The organism is Vibrio sp. Isolate23 (assembly GCF_022398095.1).
In the GTDB taxonomy this organism is placed as follows: Bacteria; Pseudomonadota; Gammaproteobacteria; order Enterobacterales; family Vibrionaceae; genus Vibrio; species Vibrio coralliilyticus_A.
Map to the genome: position 1 here is coordinate 654,119 of NZ_JAKEUV010000001.1, position 15,229 is coordinate 669,347.

At 44.7% G+C, this 15,229-nt stretch carries 13 protein-coding genes; 7 read left to right on the forward strand and 6 right to left on the reverse strand.

Translation table 11 applies throughout. From position 1 onward, the window contains the following. Positions 1-66 precede the first annotated feature (66 nt). Both L1D31_RS02890 and L1D31_RS02895 read left to right on the forward strand, forming a co-directional pair. Entirely contained in the window at positions 67-1,551 is a 1,485-nt protein-coding gene (locus tag L1D31_RS02890; RefSeq protein WP_239835579.1) for a hypothetical protein, read from the forward strand. Further along, a complete protein-coding gene (locus L1D31_RS02895) occupies positions 1,535-3,115 on the forward strand; it encodes a GGDEF domain-containing protein (protein ID WP_239835580.1) in 1,581 nt (526 codons plus the stop codon). Before L1D31_RS02890 ends, L1D31_RS02895 begins: the two co-directional genes overlap by 17 nt. 2 nt (positions 3,116-3,117) lie before the next feature. Here L1D31_RS02895 and L1D31_RS02900 read toward each other — a convergent pair whose 3' ends face one another. Then, positions 3,118-4,008, reverse strand: coding sequence for a DMT family transporter (locus L1D31_RS02900; protein ID WP_239835581.1), 891 nt, complete (start codon positions 4,006-4,008; stop codon positions 3,118-3,120). A gap of 127 nt (positions 4,009-4,135) precedes the next feature. Here L1D31_RS02900 and L1D31_RS02905 point away from each other — a divergent pair, with 127 nt between their 5' ends. Both L1D31_RS02905 and L1D31_RS02910 read left to right on the forward strand, forming a co-directional pair. After that, entirely contained in the window at positions 4,136-4,525 is a 390-nt protein-coding gene (locus L1D31_RS02905) for a DUF3302 domain-containing protein (RefSeq protein WP_239835582.1), read from the forward strand. Next, the gene (locus tag L1D31_RS02910) at positions 4,525-5,655 is read left to right on the forward strand and encodes an HlyD family secretion protein (protein ID WP_239835583.1); all 1,131 of its coding nucleotides are present in this window, start codon (positions 4,525-4,527) and stop codon (positions 5,653-5,655) included. The genes L1D31_RS02905 and L1D31_RS02910 overlap by 1 nt, the downstream gene beginning before the upstream one ends. A 58-nt stretch (positions 5,656-5,713) precedes the next feature. Here L1D31_RS02910 and gltS read toward each other — a convergent pair whose 3' ends face one another. After that, positions 5,714-6,940: a sodium/glutamate symporter gene (gene gltS, locus L1D31_RS02915; RefSeq protein WP_239835584.1), complete on the reverse strand. Its 1,227-nt coding sequence runs from the start codon at positions 6,938-6,940 to the stop codon at positions 5,714-5,716. A 647-nt stretch (positions 6,941-7,587) separates the two neighbouring features. Between gltS and L1D31_RS02920 the strand changes: the two genes are divergently transcribed. Further along, positions 7,588-8,508, forward strand: a complete 921-nt coding sequence (locus L1D31_RS02920; RefSeq protein ID WP_239835585.1) for a DUF368 domain-containing protein — start codon at positions 7,588-7,590, stop codon at positions 8,506-8,508. A 229-nt stretch (positions 8,509-8,737) separates the two neighbouring features. Here the strand turns inward: L1D31_RS02920 and L1D31_RS02925 are convergent, their stop codons facing one another. After that, positions 8,738-9,715: an arginine deiminase-related protein gene (locus tag L1D31_RS02925; protein ID WP_239835586.1), complete on the reverse strand. Its 978-nt coding sequence runs from the start codon at positions 9,713-9,715 to the stop codon at positions 8,738-8,740. Positions 9,716-10,020: 305 nt separating this feature from the next. On the opposite strand from L1D31_RS02925, the gene L1D31_RS02930 reads away from it, so the two are divergent. Together L1D31_RS02930 and L1D31_RS02935 are read left to right on the forward strand one after the other, a co-directional pair. Continuing rightward, on the forward strand, positions 10,021-11,874 hold the full coding sequence (locus tag L1D31_RS02930; RefSeq protein WP_239835587.1) for an ABC transporter ATP-binding protein: 1,854 nt from the start codon (positions 10,021-10,023) through the stop codon (positions 11,872-11,874). 124 nt (positions 11,875-11,998) lie between these two features. Beyond that, complete coding sequence (locus L1D31_RS02935; protein WP_239835588.1) at positions 11,999-12,700, forward strand: DUF445 domain-containing protein; 702 nt, start codon at positions 11,999-12,001, stop codon at positions 12,698-12,700. A gap of 50 nt (positions 12,701-12,750) precedes the next feature. Here the strand turns inward: L1D31_RS02935 and L1D31_RS02940 are convergent, their stop codons facing one another. From L1D31_RS02940 to putP, 3 genes are all read right to left on the reverse strand, one after another. Next, positions 12,751-13,227: an Lrp/AsnC ligand binding domain-containing protein gene (locus tag L1D31_RS02940; protein WP_239835589.1), complete on the reverse strand. Its 477-nt coding sequence runs from the start codon at positions 13,225-13,227 to the stop codon at positions 12,751-12,753. 110 nt (positions 13,228-13,337) lie between these two features. After that, complete coding sequence (locus L1D31_RS02945; RefSeq protein WP_239835590.1) at positions 13,338-13,568, reverse strand: hypothetical protein; 231 nt, start codon at positions 13,566-13,568, stop codon at positions 13,338-13,340. Positions 13,569-13,735: 167 nt separating this feature from the next. Continuing rightward, the gene (putP, locus tag L1D31_RS02950; protein ID WP_239835591.1) at positions 13,736-15,223 is read right to left on the reverse strand and encodes a sodium/proline symporter PutP; all 1,488 of its coding nucleotides are present in this window, start codon (positions 15,221-15,223) and stop codon (positions 13,736-13,738) included. Positions 15,224-15,229 lie beyond the last annotated feature (6 nt).

The following is a 15,229-nucleotide window of genomic DNA, read 5'->3' on the forward strand; positions in this document are numbered from 1 at the left end:
CATCAGCCACTATTTTTATAATACTTTTGAATGAATATTAGAAATGGCTGCTAAGGGGTTGATTCATTGGATAAAAGCCAGCACCTGCTAGACACAGAGATTGAACAGCTCAAAATACGAATTGAAAGCGAGCCTGAGAAGGTTTTAGCTATCGCTGAACAGTGCGCAACGCGCGCCAATCAGATTTTATACCCGGAAGGGGCTGTGCAGTGCCTGATCATCATGTCTCGCTGTGCTTGGAGTCTAATGGATTATCGGCGTGGGCTGAAATACATCAAAGAAGCTCACAGCAAACTCAACTCTTTAGACACTGACGATTTTCTTCCTGAGATCCTTCATATCCACGCACTCCATTTTTGGGGGCAGGCTAAGTACTATTCCGCCCAGCAGTTCTGGATCAATGCATTGGAGCAATCTGCACTAGTCGATGAAATCGAAATCCAAATTGAATCCTTAATTGGGCTCGGAAACGTCTGGCGTATCACCCATGAGTACCAGCTTGCAAGAACCACTCATGAGCTGGCTGTGACCGTGGCCAATAACACCCGCATAGGTTGGCTGGAAGGTAAAGCAAGGATTCTCCTCGCCTGGGATCTTTACTTACTCAACAATTATGTGGAGATGCTGACGGTACTTGATGGCGCAACCGAGGCACTCAAAGGCCACGATGACAAAACTTGGCAAGCCGAAATGTGGGACTTCCGAGGGCTAGCTCTGCTAGGCCTTGAAAGAATAGAAGATGCAGAAGTGGCAACAGGAAAAGCACAAGCCCTCGCCGAAAAGCATGACCTCGTGTGGATGAAAGCCCATTCCTATATCAGCCAGGCAAGATTGGAGCTTTTGAGAAAGCGACCTGACGAAGCCGCAAAGCTATTGGTCCAGGCTGAGCGTTCTGCGGCTTCTTTCGATAATGGGGAGTTACTGTCACAAATCTGCTTTCAACAATCCCGCGTAGCTGAAGAGCAAGGTGACTTTAAAACCGCACTACGAGCTTTTCAAAAATATCGTAAATATTCAATAGACATGCTCAGAGAGCAAACGGCTCGCGTCAGCAACGATAAAGCTCGGGCATCAAAACGCCAACTTGAGCAACGAGCTCGCAAACTCATTAACCGCATCCGAGGTCAACACGAGTACGATCCTGAGAAACACCTCAATCAAATGGTGTCTGAGATTTACTGGTGGGAACAATTGGTGTTGTTTAAAACGGAACTTAAGCGATCCAATCATGCTGTTGTGATCATTCAACACAATGATCCTGAGTACCTTGAAGTATGTGCTGAACTGGCGCACTCACTTTGTACTCATCGAGATTTGCTCTCTCGACTAAGCAGCGATCGCTTAGGTATCCTACTATCAGAAAAAGACGACGCTGCACTGCAGGTATTCCACGTGTTGGCACAAATGATTGAAATCTATCCATGGCACCGCAAAGGCCTGAATAAGTCACTACCAAAAGTTGTTTTTCAGGACATCCTGACATTCCCGTTTACCCTAGAACAATTAGAAGAAAGCCAACCACTGGAAATACAGAATGGAAACATTGCTTAATAAAATCTCCGAATCGGGTTTAGATGCTTCTTCTGTGTCTGGGGAAGAAGCGATCATTTTCTGGAATCATATTCGCCAGCATATTGCGACAACGCCACAGGAAAAAGCACAAAGCCTGATCATCAGTGCTGAATATCGCAATGAACTTAAGCAGCCGAAGACCAGTATTGAAGAGTTAAGAAGTGCGCTGGAACACCTCTCTTTACCTAATGATGCTGAATTGATACTTGAGGTGAAAAATAGCTTGGCCGATAGGCTGGTTGAAAGTGGCGACTACTCGGGCGCACTTCAAGAATACATTACCTCTTCGACCATTGCGGTAGACACCAGTCATATTGATGCCTACGTATTAGCGGTATTGGGTATGGGCAACCTTTGTGATGCGTATGGCGACCATAACCGTGCCTTACGCTATTACCAGAAAATCGACAGTATTGACCATGCCATTTCCAGCCGTTCGCTGCGACTACGTTATAAGCTGTATATGTTGGCTTGTTATATTGAGCTTAACCGAACTTCCGCAGCACAAGATTTACTCAAAGAATGTTCTGAACTCGCCATTTTAGTCAGCGATAAAGTGCTGGCTGGGCAGATTTTGCTTTATCAGGCCAAGCTATTTCGTCGTCTGGGTAAACATGAACAAGCCATTGAATCCTTGGGCAATGTTCAATACACCGCAGGGAACATCCACTCTATTTGGCTATCGAACATGATTCGTCTTGAATTGGCACACAGCCTCAACGAGTCAAACAAGCCGCACCTCGCAAATTGGGTATTAGAAAGAGCTCAGAAGAAAATAAGGCGCTACGCCTCTCCTGTGCTGAATCTAAAATTAAATACTGCTCTCGGTGATATCTACGAGCAGCAAGGTGACTTTCAACAAGCTCTGGCCTGCCAAAAGAGGGCTTTTCGTATCGAAAGTGACTTAATGAAACAAATTCCCATTGGTGAGCTTGGTGCTGCCCAGTTACGTCGATTGTCACGATTTGAACTGCAGCTTAAGTTGATACTATCAGAGCTTGAAAACCGAGAACTCAAGGAAACAACTGAAAACCAAAAACATACCGTAGCTAAGCTCCAGCAAGACGTGTTTACCGACCCACTGACCAGTCTACACAACCGGCGCTGGCTCGATGTAAAACTCAAAGATCTGCTGTTACATGATGTACCTTTTGCTTTGATGGTGATTGATATTGACCATTTTAAATCGATTAACGACGAGCTCAGCCATCTGGTGGGCGATAAAGCCATCGTCAATGTTTCCCATGAACTGGCCGCCTACTTCAAGTTCAGAGGTGCATCGAGTGTCCGGTTCGGTGGTGAAGAGTTTTTAGTGATTCTTGAGCGTACGACTCTAGAGCAAGCAACAATGCATGCGGAGAACTACCGAGAACGCATTTTCAAATTTGGCTGGCAGAATATTCTTGGTGAGCGTGGACTTACCGTGAGTATTGGTATTACGCTTCACCGCGAAGGTGAAAATACTCAGCGTACCTTCTATCGCGCAGATAAAGCTCTATACCGAGCAAAAGCGAATGGTCGTAATCAAGTGTGCACTGAGTAAAACTAACGCCAAAAGAATAAAGAAATCCCACCAAGCGCAGCCAAAGTCCCCATCATGCTTTTAGCTGTGACCTTCTCGCCTTTAACCATGTAGATAAACAGCATGAACAGTGGACTGGTTGCAATCAACGTCTGAGCAATCGCAGGATTTGCATGTTTTAGCGCAATTTGTTGTAACCAGAGAGCGAGAAAAGTCCCAACAAAGATGGCACTCAACAGCCACAAAAAAGACGACGTAGATAGTTGACGCAAATGCATAATCATCGATGAAAACGGCTTTTTCTCAAACACAGTAATAACCAAAGCCACCGCCAACACTCCGACAGATAATCGAATCAATGCTCCCAACAAAGGCGGTAAATCTCCGGCAACAAGCGCATAATGAGAAATGACTACCCCCGAGGCCTGACAGACACTTGCCAGCATGCCAAATCCTACACCTGACCAATGCGTTTTTTCGCCGTGGACATCCGGTTGAAAAATCACAAAAGTGACCGCTGCAGTGGTGACCAAGACACCTACCCAGCTTTGTAGGGGCAGTATTGATCCCAGTGCAACTAGCGCTAAAACACCGGATAATGGCGGGGCCAACGACTCCAACAGCAGGGTTTTATTCGCACCAATTCGCTTTAATGAGGCAAAGTAGGCACTGTCTCCAATCGCTATTCCTATAATTCCGGACAACGCCAATATCAACAAATGGAGAGTGGATACCTCAGTGGCTGGTCCATCAAGCCATGGCATGACTATTAACATCATCCCAGACGCTGCAACGCCTTTAACAATATTGAGCTGCATCGCTGAAAAGTGATGACTAAACTGGCTGTAAATCCAAGTCGCGACCGCCCAAACAACAGCCGCAGATAGTGCGGCAATTTCTCCCTGAAATTCCATCCGTTCACCTTAAGACTGGATTAAGAAAATGGGTAAACACTCTCTAATTTCTTGTTTTTATTTCTATACTTAACTTCGTATCACCGTACGTTTTATTGAATAAAAACACAATAACAGGGACGCATTTATGTTTTTGGACTACTTCGCGCTAGGCCTACTTATTTTTGTCGCATTGGTCATTTTCTACGGCATCATTGTCATTCACGACATCCCCTATGAAATCGCCAAAGAGCGGCAGCACCCGCATCAAGACGCCATCCACTATGCTGGCTGGGTCAGCTTGTTCACACTACACGCTATTTGGCCATTTCTCTGGATATGGGCCACATTGTGGCGTCAAGAAAGAGGATGGGGGTTTCAGAAACTAGAGGAAGAACAGCACGATATTCATCATCGTGTTGATTCACTCATCGATCAAGTTAATCAGTTGCAGCAAGCCGTGCACCAACTAAAAGAACAGCATCAGGCTGAACTTTCGCTCACTACCCGAACTGGCGATAATAAGGAGGAGCAATAATGGATTTACTCCTCATATTGACCTATGCCGCATTATGTATTGCCATATTTAAAATCTTTAATATTCCACTCAATAAATGGACCGTGCCCACGGCCGTATTAGGTGGTGTGGTATTAGTCGGCACACTGATTCTGCTGATGAACTACAACCATCCGTTCACCCAACTAGGCAATCAGGTATTTTCCAGCACGCCTATTGTCTCAGGTGTGCGAGGCCGCGTGATCGAAGTGCCGGTTGAACCTAATAAACCTCTTAAGAAAGGGGACATTTTGTTCATGATCGATCCGGTTCCTTATGAAGCTGAAGTTGAAAAACTGGAAGCTCAGATAAAAGAAGCCAGCCAAGGCGCACTGGGGCTAGAATCTGATGTGCAAGAAGCGCAAGCTGCTCAAGCTCAGGCCATCGCAGACCGAGACAAAGCGCAACGCGAATATTCACGGTATCAGCGCGGTTTCGATAAAGGGGCGTTCACCGAACAGGAACTGGATACACGACGTCAGGCATACAAAGCTGCTGACGCGGCGGTGAAAGTTGCTGAAGCTAGGGTGGAGCAAGCCAAGATCGCACTCAACTCTGAAATTGGTGGAGAAAACACCACAGTGGCTCGCCTGTTAGCAGAGCTACGACAGGCTGAGTTTGATCTGGAGCAAACCATTGTCAGAGCCCCTACCGATGGCTTTGCAACCCAGTTAGCCTTGCGACCCGGCGTTATGGCCGTTCCACTGCCATTAGCACCAGTGATGACCTTTATTCATACAGAGGAAACACTTTATGCGGCCGCGTTTAGGCAAAATTCCTTACAACGCCTGCAACCTGGCTATGAAGCAGAATTTCTCTTCAGAGCGCTTCCTGGTAAGGTTTTTAAAGGAGAAGTAGTCGATGTACTGCCTGCGATTGGTGAAAGCCAATTTCAAGCCCGTGGAGCTCTTCTAGGGACAGAAGCACTACGGACAAGTGGACGAGTGTTTGTGACACTTAAAATTACGGACGACTTATCTGATTATCATTTGCCCATGGGTACTGCTGTCGAAGTGGCGGTTTATTCAGATAAATTCACCCACGTTTCGATTATGCGCAAAGTCCTCATCCGAATGAAGAGTTGGCAAAACTATCTCTATCTTGACCACTAATGTCGACAGGATAGTACAAAGGCCTCTAAACAGAGGCCTTTGTTATTTAAGTATGCTCTTAGCCGATAAAGGAGATGTAACCTTGTAGGATGATCAGGTTCACAATATCAATAAAGAAGGCGCCCACAATCGGTACGACCATAAAAGCTTGTGGGGAAGGGCCAAATTTATTCACCAAAGACCCCATATTCATAACAGCGGTCGGCGTTGCCCCCAGACCAAAACCACAATGCCCACCCGCAATAACAGCCGCATCGTAGTTTGAACCCATCACCTTAAACGTCACAAAGTAAGCAAAAATACCCAAAATGACAGACTGAACCGATAGGATAATCAGAAATGGAATCGCGAGATCGAAAATATTCCATAGTTTTAAGCTCATCAAAGCCATAGCCAAAAACAGCGACAAAGACACAGTACCCAAAATATCAACCGTCTCCGCATCCACTTTGTGAGTTTTGGTCACTTCCAGAATATTGGTGATAAACACACCGATAAACAACGCATAAACAAAGTCAGGGATCATCAGCCAACTGATTTCTAAGCTGCTAACCCATTGTTCAAGGTATTTAGCACCAGTGACACAAATGAGGAGGATAAAAAGTATTTCAATGACCTTTTTTGCTGTCACCTTATCTTCTTCGTATTCGTTATACGTCACCACTTCTGGGAACTTTTCGTGGGTTTGGGTACCACGCCCGTATTCAGATTCAAAGTTATTCTTGTTAATCAACTTCTGTGCTACTGGGCTACCAATTATACCGCCAATAATCAAACCAAATGTCGCCGAGGCCATCGCGATTTCTAAGGTGTTACTCAAACCATAGGTCTCTGTAAAAGTTTGAGACCATGCAGCACCAGTACCATGGCCGCCGGATAAGGTAATAGAGCCAGCAATCAAACCCATTAATGGGTCTAAACCTAGAGCTGAAGCCAATGACACCCCAACACCGTTTTGAATAATGATGTAAAAAGACGCAACCGCAAGGAAAACAAAGACTTTCGCTCCACCTTTCATTAACTGCGTATAGTTTGCAGCTAACCCCACGGTACTGAAAAACATCAGCATAAAGGTATTCTGCAGTGGCAGTGAAAATTCCAAACTTACGCCATTAAAATGCATTGCAGTGATGATCATCGCAACGATTAATCCACCAACAATAGGCTCTGGAATGTTGAATTTCTTCAAAATTGGCAGCTTTGAGTTTACAAAGTGACCTAGAAATAACACGCTGATAGCAATTAAGAAAGATTCTAGTGGTCCAACCGAAATTATCTGATTCATATAACCTCTTCATTGTTTGTCACTCATCTTCCCTAACGAGTAAAGAGCATACTGCTCTAAGCCTTTTCGTTACCAAGGGAGCAGGTAACAATTGTAGGCATTGATTGAGATATTCTCTATTGAAAGGTGCCCTCTCTACTGTGGATATTCCCACGCGATTTTCAACAGTAAGACCCGATGATGTACTTTAGGGTCAAAAAGAAAGCGGGCATTATTAATAAACTCACGAGCGTTTGTCGAGTACAGAGAGAAAATTCGTTTTATGAATCACTGTAAATTGACGAAGAGTGAGCTAAAAAGCAAAAAAAAAAAAGCCAACCGCAATAATGGCGATTGGCGTATATATTGTGTGAACAAGTTCATTCACTAACAACGTCAGTTGGCTAGGTGACCCTCGGCTTAATAAGGGTCACCCTAAATAAAGCAGGTATCGTGCCAACTTTAAAACCCACAAAAACCCTAATCTTGATCCAACTTTTCACCAATTTATTATAATGAAAATGCAAAATGAAAATTGCATTTTGCAAAAAAGTGCAATTCGATATTAAACAAGTATCTTATCAACTAGTTTATCCATTCACTATTTTCATACTTTTTTGACGTCAATCCGATATACTCCCACTACCTAAACTGAACCGCTGTAACGAATGAACTATCTATCTACTTTCTTCAAAGGCTTAGCTATGGGCGCTGCCGACGTGGTACCAGGCGTCTCTGGTGGTACCATTGCCTTCATCACTGGTATTTATGACACATTATTGGAGAGTATCCGGCGTATTAACCCAAGCTTAATTGGTATTTTAAAACGCGATGGATTGAAAGCTGCGTTTAATCATATCAATGGCTTATTCCTTATCGCTCTCTTTGGTGGTGTACTAACCAGCATTGCGACTCTGGCAAAGCTAATTTCATGGCTATTAGTGACACACCCTATCCCTCTCTGGTCTTTCTTCTTTGGCTTAATTCTGGTTTCGGTCTTCCATATGCTAAAGCAAATTGAAAAAAGAAGTATCAGCCGACTTATCTTCCTATTACTCGGGGTTGGGTTTGCTTATAGCATTACCATCCTCAAACCACTTCAAATGGATCCGACCAATATTAATGTCATGTTTGCGGGGGCTATCGCCATCTGTGCCATGATTTTACCGGGGATCTCAGGCAGCTTCATTTTGTTGCTCATCGGCATGTATAGCTCCGTTCTAGGTGCGGTGAAATCACTGGATGTGACTATCTTGCTGCTCTTTCTCACTGGCTGTGTGATTGGCTTGCTGAGTTTTTCTCACGTATTGTCTTGGCTACTAAAACGCTTCAGGGATGTGACTCTGATTTTTTTAACTGGCTTAATGATTGGCACATTACCAAAGATCTGGCCTTGGAAAGAGACTCTAACCTGGCGGACGAATTCGAGTGGTGAGCAAGTCCCACTAGTCGAGCGCAACCTATCACCGTTTGACTTTGAAGCCATCACGTCACAGCCAGCACAAATAGGCATCGCTGTCGTTCTTATGTTGTGTGCCATTGCTCTAGTGCTGGGGCTAGAAAAGTTTGCCGAAAGCCGCGAACTCTAATCACTAAAGCAGCCAACTGGCTGCTTTTCTTTTCATCTTTGTCTACTGAATCTCATTCCAAAAGCTCATAATGGTCAATGATGGCTCGTCGCCCACTTCACGCAGACGTATTCAAGTATTAAAAAGCGGGGCTGATTAAGTAATCGCTTCATCAATTTGAAACCCGGCATTTGCCGGGTTTGTAATTGTATAGAGAAAACAGCCTGTCAGATGACAGGCTGTTAAATATTTATAGAAGGGTCTGCCGGCTTGGTAAGAAAACTTCACCCAGCATACAACGAACGCTGCCACCCCCGATCGACTCAATGGTCTGAACGTTGAAAGGTAAAAGCTTTCCGTGGCTCGCAAGTTGGGCACGTTGTGCTGATGAGAAGGCATCGTACGCCGATTGTGACATGGCAATCACTTTGTCACCATTCACCGTTTCAAGTTCTAGAATGTTGCCACAGAACTGGTTCATCTGCTCAAGGCTGATAGAAATAACCTGCTTATCTTTCGCCAGAGACTTAAGTACAAAACGACGTTCAAATTCAGGAATCACTTCGTCACAAATGACGCAGAAACGCTCCCCGATCGCCATCATCACATTCGTATGGTAGATCGGCTTGCCTGACGGTAAGGCAGTCTGGAATGACACAACACGATCGTAACCGATACGCTCAGCGTAGTCTTCCAATACTTCGCGATCACAACGCTGTGACAACGCCGCATAAATAGTACGATTGACATGATCAATGACCATCACACCCGTACTTTCTAGATGTGCATTTTGAGCCAGATAATCAGTCAGAGAATCTTCTGACACCACCTTTCGCCCTGCGGCTTCTAGAGCTTCACGCAAAGCATCTGGGCGAACTTCCTGCTGACGGTTTTCACACGCCATAGGGAAAGTGTACAAAGCACCATCAGCAGTAGTGCTGAACCAGTTATTAGGGAAAACGGCATCGGGCGTTTCGACTTCACCAAGAGGGTAATCAAATTCCACAACTTGAACACCAGCTTGGCGCAACTGACCAACCATGGTATTAAATTCTTGCATCGCTTGCTTGCGAACTTGCTCCGTGGTTTCGTTGACTTGATGTTGGAACTCATTGTCTCGAGCGGTTTCAGCATTAAACGCAAATTCTTTTGGTGGAACCATTACCACACAGTTGGCGTTTTGCACGGTAGAAACTGACTTTTCTAGTTGTGTTTGCTGTTTGAACATGGCGATAGACTCGTTATATCTCACTCACTTACGCTGAATTGTAGACATATTGTTAAGATAACAATTACTGAATTCATGCATAACAATCGATACCAATCTTACATTTTTACTGTGAATCTTAAGTTTTACAGTAAATTTTATGGATCGAATGACATTTAAAACCCTTTGACTGAATATTATGCAGCTATTGGTATAACAAATGGTTGATATACGGTTACATTTCACACATTAACGAGCTACCATATGATGCAAAGCGCAACCGCTATCTATAGCTTTCTTCTGCGTTGTGAATTTTAAGGCGAGTTATGTTTAAGAAATTTGAAGGTTTCACGAAACCTTTTCCTAATGAAGAACCTTCTCAGCCACCGAGTGGAATTTTTGCTTTCTGTCGTTATTACACTCGCGGGTTTGAAGTACCTCTGATCCTTATGTCGTTGATGGCAACGGTTGTGGCCATCGTAGAAGTGTCATTATTTGGTGCCATGGGCAACCTTGTTGACTGGCTGTCAACCAGTAACCCTGAAACATTCTGGCAAGAAAACCGATCCGAACTCATGCTTTATGGTGGTTTGCTCTTAGTTGTCATGCCTGTTTTGGTCGTTGCCTATTCACTATTGGTGCACCAAACACTCCTTGGCAACTATCCGATGTCCATTCGCTGGTTAGCGCATCGCTACTTGCTAAAACAAAGCCTGAATTTCTATCAGGATGATTTTGCAGGTCGTGTCGCGACTAAGGTGATGCAAACCTCTCTGGCAGTCCGTGAAACCGTAATGAAAACCATGGACGTTTTCGTTTATGTATCCGTATATTTCACTGCGATCGTCGTGCTTCTGGCTCAAGCTGACTGGCGTCTGATGATCCCTATGGTTATTTGGCTATTGTGTTACATCGCTATTCAGATCTACTTCGTACCTAAATTGAAAAAGGTCGCTTCTGAGCAAGCTGATGCCCGCTCCACAATGACAGGGCGTATCGTAGATAGCTACACCAACATTGCTACGGTTAAACTCTTCTCCCACAGCAAACGGGAAACTGTGTACGCAGAGAATGGCATGCGTGGTTTCCTTGATACCGTTTATCGTCAGATGCGCTTAGTCACCGGTTTTGACGTCGCCGTCGAAGTCACTAACTACCTGCTGGTCTTCACCATAGGTGCTCTCTCTATCTACCTTTGGATGGACAACTCGATCAGTATTGGAGCTATTGCTATAGCCATCGCTCTGGCTTTGCGTATCAACGGCATGTCTATGTGGATTATGTGGGAAGTCGGCGCCCTATTCGAAAATATGGGGACTGTTGTCGATGGCATGAAGACACTATCTAAGCCGATTGATATTCAAGATAAAGACAATGCAAAGCCGTTAACGGTTAAGCAAGGTGGTATCCAGTTTGACGACGTCAGTTTCCATTATGGTGACGAGAGTAGAGGTGTGATCAGCCACCTCAACCTTAACATCAAGCCAGGAGAAAAGGTCGGTCTGGTTGGTCGCTCTGGCGCAGGTAAATCAACTTTGGTCAACCTGCTCCTTCGTTTCCATGACGTTGAAAGCGGTAACATTAAGATAGACGGTCAGGTGGTTTCTGATGTCACTCAAGACTCTCTGCGCAGCAATATAGGTATGGTAACCCAAGATACCTCACTGCTACACCGCTCAATTCGTGACAATATCCTCTATGGAAACCCTGATGCCAGTGAAGACGATCTGCTACGCGCAACCAAACAAGCCCATGCACACGAGTTTATTGAGACACTGAGTGACCCATTCGGTAACAAAGGCTACGATGCTCAGGTGGGTGAGCGAGGCGTCAAGTTGTCCGGAGGACAAAGGCAGCGTATCGCCATCTCACGTGTGCTGCTTAAAGATGCGCCTTTGCTCATTTTGGATGAAGCCACTTCGGCCCTTGACTCAGAAGTCGAAGCTGCAATTCAAGAAAGCCTCAATGAGCTGATGGAAGGGAAAACGGTTATCGCCATTGCCCATCGTCTATCCACCATCGCCGCAATGGATCGATTGATTGTTTTGGATAAAGGACAGATTGTTGAGCAAGGTACTCATCAGGAGCTGATCCAGAATGAAGGCATTTATGCTCAGCTCTGGGCGCACCAGACGGGCGGTTTCATCGGCGACGAAGATCAGCAAAAACAAACGGCTTAATCCACCCGTTTAAAAACATTAAAGCAGAGGTTTCGCCTCTGCTTTTTCGTTTTCGATATTCAATCTGCCACAACAATTGATATATACTCGCGCCATTCGCATTCAACCAAGTTCAACAAAACCAATGAATAAAAGTTTACTGACAAATGTGCTGGCACTGGCGCTATTAGCTGGCGGTTATCAAACAGACAACCAAGTCGCGTTTTACGCCGGCTTGTTTGCTTTTTCTGGCGCAATCACCAACTGGTTAGCGATTCACATGCTGTTTGAAAAAGTCCCTGGTTTATACGGTTCAGGGGTTATTCCAGCACAATTTGAAGAATTTAAAGCGGCAATCAAAAACCTAATGATGGAACAGTTTTTTACTGCAGAAAACATCGACCGATTCTTAAACAAAGAAATGTCAGGCAAAACATTGAACCTTGAGCCCGTATTAGAAAAAGTCGATTTTAATCCAACGTTTGACTCTCTGGTCAATGTCATTGCAAACTCTTCCTTTGGCAGTATGCTGGCCATGTTTGGTGGCACTGAAGCCCTGCAGCCATTAAAAGAACCTTTTGTTGAAAAAATGCAGGAAGCGGTAGTAGAAATCAGTCAAAGCGATGCGGTTAAAGAAGCCCTAAAGGGTCAACTGGAATCGCCAGCTATGATGGAAGAGATTCAGGTTAACATTGAAAATATTATTGATCAGCGTCTAAGTGAACTAACGCCAAAGCTGGTCAAAGAAATCGTCCAGAAAATGATTAAAGAGCATTTAGGCTGGCTGGTAGTCTGGGGAGGCGTTTTTGGTGGCTTGATTGGTATTGCGTCGTCGTTTATCGCCTAACTCAAGACATGAAAACTCAGAAAGGGAAGCTCGCACTTCCCTTTTTTGATCTAGAGCGTCGCTATTAAATCAGCATTCACACCAAAACTGGTTTTGTGCTCTTCAATCACTACTTCACTTCGCGTCTGAATCACACCGGGTAAGGTACCCAGCTTAGTCGACATAAAATTCTGATACGCTTTCATATCTTTAACTCGAACCTTAATCATGGTGTCAAAATCACCAGATAATGAATAACACTCTTCTATCTCTGGCATATCTTCCACCGCTTTAGCGAACTTCTCAAAGATTGAGAAGCTGGTTTGGTCAAGACGGATATGAATAAAAACCTGCACATCTAAACCCAATTTTTCTGGGTTGAGCTCAGCGTGATAGCCCTTGATATAGCCTTCTTTTTCAAGGCGTTTAACCCTTTCAGAGCAAGGTGAGGTGGTCAAGTTTACTTGCTTAGCAAGTTCTACAACAGGTAGGCGGCCTTTTAGGTTTAAGGTTCGGAGGATTTCACGATCAATTCTATCTAAGTCCATTTAACGCTCTGATTAGATGTCTTTCTTTATGCTTATCATAATAGAAACAAGTCAATGAAACCTAATAAAGGAACAGCTTTAGAAGAAATTTTATTGGCAAGAATAGAAATTTATGCGGCTTCAACATTCGAGAGCTCACGCTCTTGGACTAAGTCTGCCTGAGTGTTGCACACACGACAAAACGACTGCTTTTCCATTTTTACATAATGTGCGCCCTGGAAGAGGGTCGCCAAGAAACACGCCAAACTCTTTTTCACAGAGTCATGCTCTTCTTGGCATCGCTTCATAACAACTTTGTGAGCAGTCACTTTTTGGCAGCAATGGCAATATACCTGAGGCATTTTCTTTCTCCGTGAGCGATGGCGTTATTGATAGTGGACATATTAGTAAGGCCTTAGTTCCAATTGCTCAAATTTTCATTTTAAATTTGTGAACCAAGTTCAATTATTAATCAATTTTATTAAAAAAGCCCCGAATATCGGGGCTTTATGTTTCGTCAGTTCACTGCTTATTCAAGCTCAGTAAGCTGTTTTTCAAACTTCGCGTGCTGCACTTTTACCGATTCTTCTGGTTCACCTGTCATCAGGCTTACAACCACAATTGCGATAGTAGAGAAGATGATTCCCGGAACAATTTCGTAAACATCGAACCAACCACCTGTTAGTTGCTTCCATACCACGATAGTCACACCACCAATCACTATACCAGCAAGCGCGCCATTACGGTTCATGCGAGACCAGTAAAGGCTAAGCACCAATGCAGGACCAAATGCCGCACCAAAGCCTGCCCACGCGTAAGACACTAGGCCAAGAACTGAACTGTCTGGCGTCATCGCTAGGATTAGTGCGACGATAGAGATAGCCACTACCGCAATACGGCCAACCATCACAATCTCTTCTGAACTTGCATCTTTCTTCACCAGCTGCTTATAGAAGTCTTCTGCCAACGCGGAAGAAGAAACCAGAAGCTGTGAATCGGCCGTACTCATGATAGCCGCCAAGATCGCCGCAAGTAGAACACCCGCTACAACCGGATGGAAGATAGAGTTCACCAGTAACATGAAGATCTTCTCGCCATCATCAATGGATACGCCAGAGTTGGTAACGTAAATCAGACCAACCAGACCAACCAGCATTGCGCCAACCATAGATAGTGCAGTCCAAATCACGGCGATATGACGCGCAGTGGTTAAATCCTTGTTGCTGCGAGCAGCTTTGAAACGAGCCAAGATATGCGGCTGACCAAAGTAACCTAGGCCCCACGCAACCAAAGAGATGATCGCAATCGCTGACAACGGTTCACCTTTTGTGTCATTCCAGAAAGTCAGCAACTGAGGGTTGATGTTGGTGAGATCAGAGCTTAGTTGACCAAAACCACCTTCCATCGCTGCAATAGGTACAATCATCAGCGCGGCTGCCATCAGAAGGCCTTGTACAAGGTCAGTCCATGATACCGCTAAGAAACCACCGAATAGCGTGTAGGAAACCACACAAACCGTACCAATGATAACAGCTGTGGTGTAATCCAATCCGAATACTGTTTCAAACAGTTTTCCGCCTGCTACTAGACCAGAGCTGGTATAGAAAAGGAAGAATAAAAGGATGAAGAAAGCAGAGATAACCTGAATCAGTTTCGAATTATCATTAAAGCGGCGTGACAGGAATTCAGGCAACGTCAGAGCATCCGTCGTAATACTGTAAGTACGAAGACGCTTAGCACTGATCAACCAGTTCAGCCAAGTACCCACTAACAGACCACCTGCTAGCCAAAATGCTTCAATACCGGCAGCGTATGCATAGCCAGGAAGCCCTAGTAGTAACCAGCCACTCATATCTGACGCACCTGCTGAAAGGGCTGCTGGCCAAGGCCCTAATGAACGGCCACCCAAAAAGTAATCCGCTGAGTTTTTCGTTCGTTGGTATGCAATAACGCCTATTGCCAGCATCAGAATGAGATACGCAATAAACGTGGTCGTAATAGCAAAGCTATTTTCCATGTGTTT